General features: G+C 63.6%; 2 protein-coding genes and 1 riboswitch. Of the genes, one reads left to right on the top strand and one right to left on the bottom strand.

Going from position 1 to position 11,612, the window contains the following annotated elements:
• Window positions 1-215: 215 nt before the first annotated feature.
• Window positions 216-9,662 carry an invasin domain 3-containing protein gene (locus tag U6958_RS04385; RefSeq protein ID WP_350337302.1) on the bottom strand — a complete coding sequence of 3,149 codons (9,447 nt, stop codon included), beginning with the start codon at window positions 9,660-9,662 and terminating at the stop codon, window positions 216-218.
• A gap of 388 nt (window positions 9,663-10,050) precedes the next feature.
• Window positions 10,051-10,161, top strand: a riboswitch (glycine riboswitch).
• A gap of 93 nt (window positions 10,162-10,254) precedes the next feature.
• Between U6958_RS04385 and U6958_RS04380 the strand changes: the two genes are divergently transcribed.
• On the top strand, window positions 10,255-11,586 hold the full coding sequence (locus U6958_RS04380; RefSeq protein ID WP_074922651.1) for a D-amino acid dehydrogenase: 1,332 nt from the start codon (window positions 10,255-10,257) through the stop codon (window positions 11,584-11,586).
• The last annotated feature ends 26 nt before the right edge of the window (window positions 11,587-11,612 follow it).

The raw sequence follows: 11,612 nt of genomic DNA, 5'->3' as shown, positions 1-11,612 counted from the left end.
TGTGCGTCGGCCGGGACCCAGGGATGCAAGGCACCCATCAGCGCGAAATTCTAAATTGTTCTCATTTACGGCGTGTTGCACGCGCGATAGGCCCGCAAGGCGGCCTGGGGTTTCGTGCAGGCTTGAGCCGCCGGGATGCAGCGCCTCTACCCAATGGAAATCGCCTGCCGAAACAGGTTCGGCAGGCGATGGTTCAGCGCCTCTTCAACCGTGTGTCAACCGCGTCTGCGGCGCAGATTCCACAGGCCTGCAGCCAGCATCAGCAGCATGGCCATGGCGAGCATGCGCGGTTCGAGGGCAGGGATCGGCCGGGCACCCGGTGCCGCCCCCACACGCGCCGGACCGCTGGGATCCACGATCACGCCATTGGCTGCGCGATCGTCATCACCCTGGCCGCCATCGGTGACCACCACCGAGGTCGTATTGCCCGACACCACCGCACCCGCAGGCTGATACCAGGAGTCCGCCGCCCCTGCGGATGCTGGACCGAACTTCCAGTACGCCATGCCGGTCACCGGCCCCGGCCAGGTGACGCTGACCGTGATCGAGCTGCTGGGCGTACAGCCACGGGCCACGAAGTGCACATTGCCGTACGGGAAGCTCAACTGGCCCGGCGCACCCGCCGCAGCCGCGACGAAGGACGACTGCGACACATCGAACCCGCAGCCCGCGCCACCACCGCTCAAGGTCGCCGTGGCATTGCCTGCCCCGGTGGCTGTCGGGCCCGTGAAGGTCGTTCCGAGCACGTTGAGCGAAGTCGTTGTGGCAGGTCCGGTGTTGCCATTGCCAGGATTGGTCTGGGTCGCGCTGATCGTGTGCAGACCCGGCGTCGGCAAGCCGCCGCCTGGCGTGCAGCTCCACGTCTGATCGGCCGCGACGATTGCCGTACACAGCGTCGTCGAGCCATCCTTCACCGTGATCGTGTAGCCCGGCGTGCCGGTGCCGGATATCTGCGGATAACCTCCCACCGTAGTCGGCGAAACCGTCAGCGTCGGAGCCACCGGTACCTGCGTGCTGGGAGTGACCGGCGTTGCTGGTGTCGATGCACAGTTCACAGTGCAACCTGCCGTCGGATTGACCGGGCTGATGCCGCCCGACGGATCGTAGGAGGCCGTGTTCGTGCTCGAGCCCACCGCCGTCGGAACAGCTGGCAGGTTGAAGCTGGTGCTGCCACCGGCCGCCACTGCCGCAGTGAAGTTCACCGTGCACGTCAGCACGGAGCTGCCATTGCCCGCAAACGGGAAGGTATTGGGCGTGCAGGTCGCACTGGCCACATTCGCACCGGTCGGCACGCCCGTGATGCTGATGCCTGCCGGCACCAGGTCCTTGATGGTCACGCTGCTGGCGGGGCCGAAGGCACCAGCCGCATTCGCTACCGTGAAGGCGTAGTTGAACGCAGTCCCCACAGCCAGGCTGCCGGGATTGGCCTTGGTGACCGTCAACGCAGGCGTACCAGGCGTGACTGGAGTCACCGGTGTGGAAGCGCAGTCTGTCGTGCAACCGGCTGTCGGATTGACGGGGCTGATGCCGCCGGACGGATCGTAGGAAGCCGTGTTCGTGCTCGAGCCCACCGCCGTCGGCACAGCCGGCAGATTGAAGCTGGTGGTGCCACCGGCCGCCACCGGCGTGGTGAAGCTCACCGTACAAGTCAGCACGGAGCTGCCATTGCCCACGAAGGGGAAGGTGTTGGGCGTGCAGGTCGCACTGGCCACGTTCGCGCCGCTCGGCACGCCCGTGATGCTGATGCCTGCGGGCACCAGATCCTTGATGGTCACGCTGGTGGCGGGGCCGAAGGCACTGGCAGCGTTGGACACGGAGAACGCGTAGTTGAACGCAGTCCCCACAGCCAGGCTGCCGGGATTGGCCTTCGTGACCGTCAGCGCAGGCGTGCCTGGCGTCACCGGAGTCACAGGTGTGGAAGCGCAGTCTGTCGTGCACCCTGCCGTCGGATTGACGGGGCTGATGCCGCCCGACGGATCGTAGGAGGCCGTGTTGGTGCTCGAACCCACCGCCGTCGGCACAGCCGGCAGATTGAAGCTGGTGGTGCCACCGGCCGCCACCGGCGTGGTGAAGCTCACCGTGCAAGACTGGATCGCCGTGCCATTGCCCACGAAGGGGAAGGTGTTGGGCGTGCAGGTCGCGCTGGCCACATTGGCACCAGTCGGCACACCCGTGATGCTGATGCCTGCCGGCACCAGATCCTTGATGGTCACGCTGGTGGCGGGGCCGAAGGCACTGGCAGCGTTGGACACGGAGAACGCGTAGTTGAACGCAGTCCCCACAGCCAGGCTGCCGGGATTGGCCTTCGTGACCGTCAGCGCAGGCGTGCCTGGCGTCACCGGAGTCACAGGTGTGGAAGCGCAGTCTGTCGTGCACCCTGCCGTCGGATTGACGGGGCTGATGCCGCCCGACGGATCGTAGGAGGCCGTGTTGGTGCTCGAACCCACCGCCGTCGGCACAGCCGGCAGATTGAAGCTGGTGGTGCCACCGGCCGCCACCGGCGTGGTGAAGCTCACCGTGCAAGACAGGATCGCCGTGCCATTGCCCACGAAGGGGAAGGTATTGGGCGTGCAGGTCGCACTGGCCACGTTCGCGCCGCTCGGCACGCCCGTGATGCTGATGCCTGCCGGCACCAGGTCCTTGATGGTCACGCTGCTGGCGGGGCCGAAGGCACCAGCCGCATTCGCTACCGTGAAGGCGTAGTTGAACGCAGTCCCCACAGCCAGGCTGCCGGGATTGGCCTTGGTGACCGTCAACGCAGGCGTACCAGGCGTGACTGGAGTCACCGGTGTGGAAGCGCAGTCTGTCGTGCAACCGGCTGTCGGATTGACGGGGCTGATGCCGCCGGACGGATCGTAGGAAGCCGTGTTCGTGCTCGAGCCCACCGCCGTCGGCACAGCCGGCAGATTGAAGCTGGTGGTGCCACCGGCCGCCACCGGCGTGGTGAAGCTCACCGTACAAGTCAGCACGGAGCTGCCATTGCCCACGAAGGGGAAGGTGTTGGGCGTGCAGGTCGCACTGGCCACGTTCGCGCCGCTCGGCACGCCCGTGATGCTGATGCCTGCGGGCACCAGATCCTTGATGGTCACGCTGGTGGCGGGACCAAAGGCACTGGCCGCATTGGACACGGAGAACGCGTAGTTGAACGGCGTGCCCACAGCCAGGCTGCCGGGATTGGCCTTGGTGACCGTCAACGCAGGCACGCCTGGCGTGACCGGAGTTACCGGTGTGGAAGCGCAGTCTGTCGTACACCCTGCCGTCGGATTGACGGGGCTGATGCCGCCCGACGGATCGTAGGAGGCCGTGTTGGTGCTCGAACCCACAGCCGTCGGCACAGCCGGCAGGTTGAAGCTGGTGCTGGCACCGGCTGCGACCGAGGTCGTGAAGTTCACCGTACACGTCAGGACGGCGCTGCCATTGCCCGCAAACGGGAAGGTGTTGGGCGCGCAGGTCGCACTGGCCACGTTCGCACCGGTCGGCACACCCGTGATGCTGATCCCCGCAGGCACCAAGTCCTTGATAGTCACGCTGGTTGCGGGGCCGAAGGCACCGGCGGCGTTATTCACCGTGAAGGCGTAGTTGAAGGGCGTACCCAGGGCCAGGCTGCCCGGGTTGGCCTTGCTGACCGTCAGTGCAGGCGAACCAGGCGTGACAGGAGTGGTGGGTGTCGACGCGCAGTCTGTTGTGCACCCTGCCGTCGGATTGACCGGGCTGATGCCGCCCGACGGATCGTAGGAGGCCGTGTTGGTGCTCGAACCCACAGCCGTCGGAACAGCCGGCAGGTTGAAGCTGGTGCTGCCACCGGCTGCGACCGAGGTCGTGAAGTTCACCGTACACGTCAGGACGGCGCTGCCATTGCCCGCAAACGGGAAGGCGTTGGGTGTGCAGGTTGCACTGGCCACGTTTGCGCCAGTCGGCACGCCCGTGATGCTGATACCCGCAGGCACCAGGTCCTTGATGGTCACGCTGGTGGCGGGACCGAACGCTCCAGCCGCATTCGCTACCGTGAAGGCGTAGTTGAACGCAGTCCCCACAGCCAGGCTGCCGGGGTTGGCCTTGCTGACCGTCAGCGTGGGCGAACCAGGGTTGACTGGGGTGGCGGGCGTCGACGAGCAGTCCGTCGTGCAACCTGCCGTCGGATTGACCGGGCTGGTACCACCGGACGGATCATAGGAAGCCGTGTTCGTGCTCGAGCCCACCGCCGTCGGCACAGCTGGCAGGTTGAAGCTGGTGCTGCTGCCAGCCGCCACCGGTGTGGTGAAGCTCACCGTACACGTCAGCACGGAACTGCCGTTACCCGCAAACGGGAAGGTATTGGGCGTGCAGGTCGCACTGGCCACGTTTGCACCAGTCGGCACGCCCGTGATGCTGATGCCTGCCGGCACCAGGTCCTTGATGGTCACGCTGTTGGCAGGACCGAAGGCACTGGCGGCATTGGACACGGAGAACGCATAGTTGAAGGGCGTGCCCACAGTCAGGCTGCCAGGGTTGGCCTTGGTGACACTAAGGTTCACCACGCTCACAAAATGAATTTGTGCGGCGCTTGGCGAATACGCGTTTGCTCCCACGGTGAACGTGCCACCCAGGGTTCCTGCAGGAATGCTGGTGGCGATGGTGTAGGTACCACTCGCTGTGCTGGTGGCAGTGATCGAGCAGATGCCCAGAGTTGCGCCGCTTGTTCCAGTGGTGCAAGTGGCTGACGCGCCGTCCGCGCCACCGTTCAGCTTCACGCCGGGGGTACCGGCAAAGGTGACGACCTCGCCGCCCTTGGGGTTGCCACCGGCATCGCGCACATATGCTTCCACCACATCGGTTGCCGTGCCATTTGCCGCCGCGTTGTCGCTCACGACACGCAGGCCCGAATTGCTTGCCGAGGCATTGCCGGCGACAAAGGCCATCGATTGCGGGCTGTTGCCGATGGCAGTTGCACCCACCGTGGCGGCAGCCGAGTAAGTCGATGCGGTCACGCTGGTGAACGACACCGAGCAGGTCGCCGCCACACCGGCAGTCGTGCAACTGGCGGTGGCAGGCGCCGCTCCGGCAGGCGTCACGCTGAAGTTCACGGCAACGCCGGTGACTGGATTGCCGAACGCATCCTTGGTGACCACGGAAACGACGTCCTGGCCGCCGCCAGCTGCCTGGTTGTTCGCATCGACCGACATGGTCGAATTGGCGGGATCGACGGCACCTGCCGTAAAGACATAGGCAGCCGTAGCGCCGTACGTATTGCCGCCGGAGCTGATGCCGCTGCCGCTCAATGCGCCCCCCGCGATGCTTGCGCCGGAAGTGTAGGAGCCCGCGACGGTTGTCCTGGCGGTGACCTGGCAAGTACCGGCCGCATTGGTGGTGCAGGTACCGCTGAAGGTGATGTTTGCGGTGGGAGAGAACGTGACAACGCTTCCGGCCACCGGATTGCCGTTGACATCTCCCACAAACGCTTCAAGCACATCCGTCGCCGAGCCATTGGCCGTGGCCGGACTGCTGACGGTACGCACCCCCGACCTGGCGGGGTCGGCGGCATTGGCCGTGAAGTTGATCACGGCCGGACTGCCATTGGCCACGCTCTGGGTGGTGGTGCCGTTGTTGTCCGTGGCTGTGAAGCTCGCCGCACCCGCGACGGTGGATGTCACCGTGATGGAGCAGCGCGCTGGATTCGCATTGGCCGCAATCGTGCAGGAAGTTGCCGAAGGCGTGCCGGCGCCGGTATGGACAAAGCCGATGGTGTGGGCGACCGTATCGACCGTTGCATTGCCATTGGCGTCCTGCAGTGCGACGGTCACCGTGCCGGTGCTCGTACCGTCGGCCATCACCGAGAGCGGTGTGGCACTGAGCAGATTGCCACTGGCTGTATTGCTGGGCGGCCCGGCAATGAAGTTGACCGATACCGGACTGCCATTGCTCACGGCCTCTCCATTGTCCGTTGCCGTGAAACTTGCGGTGCCGACCGTGGCCGATTTCACCGTCACGGAGCAGGTGGCCGGATTGGCGTTGGCCGCGATCGTGCATGTGGGTGCGGCCGGCGTGGTCGTGCCCACGCCCGTTTTGGTGAAGACAATCGTGTGCGCCACCGTATCCGTGGCGGGATTGCCATTGGCATCGCGCAGGGTCACGCTGATCGAACTCGTGGCCGTGTTGTCTGCGACAACGCTGAGCGGACTGGCACTGATCAGGTTTCCATTCGCGCCATTGCTGGGCGAGCCGGCCGTGTAGTTCACCGCAGCCGTAGCCGTGGCGGCCGAGCTATTGATGGTGAAACCAAAGGTGCCGCTGCCGACTGCGGTAGGTGCCGTGACGGTTGCCGTGTACACCCCTGCGCTGCACGCCCCCGCGCCGACCGCAGGCGAGCCCTGTGTTCCGCCGTTCAGCGTGAAGGCCACCGTATTGGCACAGGTTGCAATCGAATTGCCTGACGCATCCTTGAGCTGCGCCGTCAATGTGCTGGTTGCAGTGCCATTGGCAATGATCGAGGTCGGACTCGCAACGATGGTCGAGGCGCTGGTACTTGGCGGACCCGCCGTGTAGCTCACTGAAGCCGTAGCAACTGCGGCAGAGCCGTTGATGGTGAATCCGAAGATCCCGCTGCCGACGGCCGTGGGCGATGTGACGGTGCCCGTATAGATGCCGGCGGTACACGAGGCCGCGCCCACATTGGGCGTTCCCTGCGTTCCGCCGTTCAGGGTGAACGCCACCGTGTTCGTGCACGTGTTGATCGGATTGCTGCTGGCATCGACCAGTTGCACGCGCAGCACGCCGGTGGAGCTGCCGTTGGCCACGATCGATGCCGGAGTGGCGACTATCGTCGATGCACTCGTGCTCGGCGTTGCGGCCGCATAGGAGACCGTTGCGGTGGCAACAGCCGCAGCCCCGTTGATGGTGAACCCGAAGGTGCCGCTGCCGACCAGCACCGGCGATGTCACCGTCCCCGTGTACATGCCGGCACTGCAGCCCGTGACGCTGACGGCAGGGACGCCTTGCGTCCCCGCATTGAGGGTGAAGGCCACCGTATCGGTACAGGTGGTGACAAGGTTACCTAACGCATCCTTCAACTGCACGGCCAAGGTGCTGGTGGAGACGCCATTGGCCGCAATCGATGGCGGACTCGCGGCGATTTCAGACCCGCTCGTGCTGGCCGGCAGCCCGGTGAAGCTGTAAGCAACCGGCGAAGGCTGATAAGTCACTGCGCCAGATACCGGGCTTCCACCCAATGGAAGATTGGAGAACGTGGCACCAGCGACTGACGACGACAAGGTCACGGGTGTGGTGAATGTTCCGGCGACACTGCTGCTGGCATTGATGGGAGACGCGCACTTTCCGCTGGAGTCGGTCGTGCAGCTGACTGCGGCGGAGCTGCCATTGAACGTGACACCTGCAGGCGGCGCTGCGAAGGTAACGGTGTCACTGCCCCCCGTCCAGGCATTGCCTTGGCCGTCAACAATGTAGACCTCCAGCAAGTCGCTGCTGCCGACAGGTTGATTGTTGGTCGTCGCCAGAACGCCGGATTTCAGGGCACAGGGAAAACCGGTGACGCTTGCAGCCGTTGAAAGCTGCGAGGTCTGGGCTCCACCGGAATTGCTGTCCGTCACTGTGACCCGCACCTGGCCGCTGAGATACGAAGGAACGGTCAGCGTTCCCGAGGCTCCGGCCATGCTCCCTGAGCCCAGATAGACCTGTGCGTCGTTGGCGCCCGCGCCGGTCGGCGACCAAAAGGCTTCCACCGTATACGGTGCCGGCTCGCTCGCATTGGCATTTGCCGTGATATTGAATGTCCAGGTGCAGGCGGCGGTGTCACTGGCGCCAACGCCAAGGGTCGGGGTCCATCCGGTTTGTCCATTGGCCGTCGTCAGCAAACTGATACCTGAGTTTGCAGCCACAGGCACGGAAAACAGCGTGTTCTGAGAAATCTTGAAGAAATCATGCGTAGTGATACGAATGGCACTTCTCGACTGGCTTGTCATCTTGTTGTTGCCAATCAACCCTGGTGCCGTACCCGTCCCACTAATATTCAACCCGTCCCCGCCGCCAGTGAAATTGTTATCGGTCACCGTCACTACCTGCGTCGTGCCTGAGGCTGCCGTATTCACCGTTGGTGCCGACACATGCATTGGCGATGAAGCGGTATAGGCGGCGATAGGCAGCGAGAAGGTATTACCCGTCACGGCAAGACCAATTCCATTGCCCAGGTTGATCGTTCCATCAACCGACACCACGGCCCTGGGCGCATTTCCACCAGTCGGGCTCAGTGCGATATTCGAATCTTTGATCGTCAATCCGTTGACGGTCATGTTCGACATGACCTGGAAGAACTGCTCGAGCTGCATTCCCCCGATAGGGTTGGGCAGATTCGTTACCGTGAAATTATCGACAACAATGTTGGAAACCGTGCCTGCACCGTTGCTTGCGGCAACGGAAATAGCCGAGCCCTTGTTATTGCCGTAATTTCCATTCCATATCGCGGAATTGATCGTGCTATTGGTAAAGAATACGTTTTGTGCGCCTTGATGAATCTCCGCGTACAGCTCGCAGTTGAACGGCGTCCCCTCTCCCGCAGGGGTTGGCGCCACATTCACCAAGCCGACGCGATCAATGGTGATATTGTTCGCCGGGGAGCCAACGACGAATACCGCTTCGCCACAGGTCATGTTGGGCGAATTGGTGAGCGTGATGTTCTTCCCACCAAGATAAAAAGTTTCCCAGGGGGAGTCCGCCCAGTTCTGGACTTGTATGACTCCCCCGAAATCGATGGTCAACGAGCCCGTGCCGGCTGGCACGGTGCCTTTGAGCCAGTACCAGGCACCACCGGCACCAGTGGTGGTGCCCGTATCGCCGCCGCTGATCATCTGGCTTTGACCACAGGCATTGGTGGCCCCCGTCACGGCGCCGGACTGGACTCCGCTGGAGAATGTATTGGCACAGCGCACGTAAACCGTCTGATTGTCGACATACGGATGGAGGTTTCCCGCCGCATCCTTGGATGTCCCGCTCTGTATGGTTCGTACCGACGTGGTCAGTGTCGGCGCAAAGACGATGGAAACATCGGCACTCGGATCCAGCGTTTGCAGCGTGTAGTTGGCTGCCTGAATGGCCGCTCGCAGCGTACATGCGCCAGCAAAGGTGCCCCCCAGCGTGCTGACACAGGTGGTTGGTGTCGTTGCATTGGCATTGGGAGCGTCGCTGTTGTCGGTGACCGTGAAGACGATGGTCGCCGCCAGTGCCGTGGATGAGATACCCGCGCATGAAAGCAGCAGCAAAGAGAAAAGGCACTTCGCTGCACGCCACTTGCGAAAAAATGCCGAACCAGGCAGGCGATTGAGAGCATGCATGATATTCCCCGTTTTCTCAAGGAGATATGACAGGAAAATGATTTTCCCAATGGCAATGGCCATCAGTTGTACCCAGCGCATTTGCATCGCCGTACCTCGAATAGTTCTATTTGAATCACGAGCCCACAACTCACCTTGCAGCCGGTGAGTTTGGAAGCAAAATTTTTCGCGCAGATCCTGCGCGTCAATCAAAAAAAGGCGGATTTCCATCAACGCTTGCGCGCTGCTCCACTGCCCATTGAGCGGACACACCTTCAGTCGGGTTTGCGACGCAAAACATTCCTCCCTCGACAAACCATATTCACCGTGCTTGTATTTTTTCAGTGACGGACCAGTTTCCATGGACCCGCACCTGTGCAACGGTAAGTCGCCTATCAGACATATATACAACCCATGGTTAACCCATGCAGGTCCAATCGACCAGAACATGCACTGACAAACCACTGCACATATCGATAGGCTAAATCATGTTTTTTTCTATTTCAATAGTTTTTTTACATGAAGCCAGAGACTCGTACCAGCGCTACGAGGGAGGCGCTTGAGCGATCTAGGGAATACCCTGAATCAGCCACACCACATACAGGTAACTGGTGGTATCCCCAATACGACTGGAGCTGGCTGCGCAAGCCCCATAGAATCGCCCCTGCAGGAGAGCAGGCGGGCGCCACGGTGCCGAGCCTCACCGAAGGCGCAAACTCCCATACACGCTCAGGTTCCGTACTGCAAACACAACATGCCGTCTGGAGAGCCGCCGCACGCAATGTGCGGCGCACCGAAGGAGCAAGCCCCGTTCCCATGGACGGCGGTGAATCTCTCAGGTACCAAGGACAGGGGGAGCGGCAGCTGCGTCACGACGGACGCCGGCTGCCTGCTATCCAGACCATAGCAGCCAGCTTTCGCGTGACCCGGCACATGCCTTTGAAAGGGCATCGTCATGCGCGTCATCGTTCTCGGAGCCGGCCTGATCGGCACCACGTCGGCCTACTATCTGCAATCCCTCGGTCATGAAGTGACCGTCATCGACCGCCAGGCCGCGCCCGGCGCCGAAACCAGCTTCGCCAACGGCGGGCAGATCTCGGTCAGCCACGCGGAGCCCTGGGCCAACCCCGGCGCACCGCTGAAGTTGCTGGGCTGGCTGGGCCGGCAGGACGCCCCCCTGCTCTTCCGCCTGCGCGCCGACATGCGCCAGTGGCTCTGGGGCCTGTCCTTCCTGCGCAACTGCACGCCCGCGCGCACGCGCCACAACATCCAGCAGATCGTTCGCCTGGGCACCTACAGCCGCGAGGCCCTGCAGCAGCTGCGTGCCGACACCGGCATCCAGTACGAGCAGCGCACGCAGGGCATCCTGCACTTCTATACGAACGCCCGCGAGTTCGAGGGCGCGCTCAAGCCCACCGAGCAGATGCAGGCCCTGGGCTGCGACCGCCGCCTGATCGATGCCGACGAAGCCGTGCGCCTGGAGCCGGCCCTGGCCCATGTGCGCGGGCAGATAGCGGGCGCCACCTATACGGCCGAGGATGAATCAGGCGACGCCAACCTCTTCACACGCGAGCTGGCGCGCATCGCCGCCGCCACGGGCGTGCAGTTCCGCCAGAGCCACCACGTGACGGCGCTGCGCACCACGGGTGCGGGCGCCAGCCGCCATATCGACCATGTGGAGGTGACCAATGCCGATGGCCGCTATGAACGCATCCAGGGCGACGCCTATGTGCTGGCCATGGGCTCGTTCAGCCCGCTGCTGGCCCAGCCGCTGGGGTTGCGCCTGCCCATCTACCCGGCCAAGGGCTACTCCGTGACCCTGCCGGTGCTGGACCCCGCCAAGGCCTACCAGGTCAGCCTCACGGACGACGAGTTCAAGCTGGTGTTCTCGCGCTACACGGGCGCGCAAGGCGACCGCCTGCGCATTGCGGGCACGGCCGAGTTCAACGGCTACGACCGCAACCTGGACCCCGTGCGTTGCGAGGCCATCGTGCGGCGCGTGCAGCAGCTGTTCCCCGGCGCCGGCGATACCGGGCGCGCCCAGTTCTGGAGCGGCCTGCGCCCCGCCACGCCCAGCAATGTGCCGCTGATCGGACGCTCGCCCATCGCCAACCTGTTCCTGAACACCGGCCACGGCACGCTGGGCTGGACCCATGCCTGCGGCTCCGGCATGGCGCTGGCCGACCTGGTCAGCGGCAGGCAGCCAGCCGTGGATTTCGATTTTCTGGGAGCCGTAGCCATGGACCCGGATCGCAGCGCAGGCACGGTGCGCCCGCGCGCGGTCTGAGGTGCGGACGGCGTGTACGGCGTGTA

Origin of the sequence: Delftia lacustris, assembly GCF_040267515.1 — a bacterium.
Lineage (GTDB): Bacteria > Pseudomonadota > Gammaproteobacteria > Burkholderiales > Burkholderiaceae_C > Comamonas > Comamonas tsuruhatensis.
Note: the sequence above shows the minus strand (reverse complement) of the source record. Positions and strands in the feature narration are given on the sequence as shown.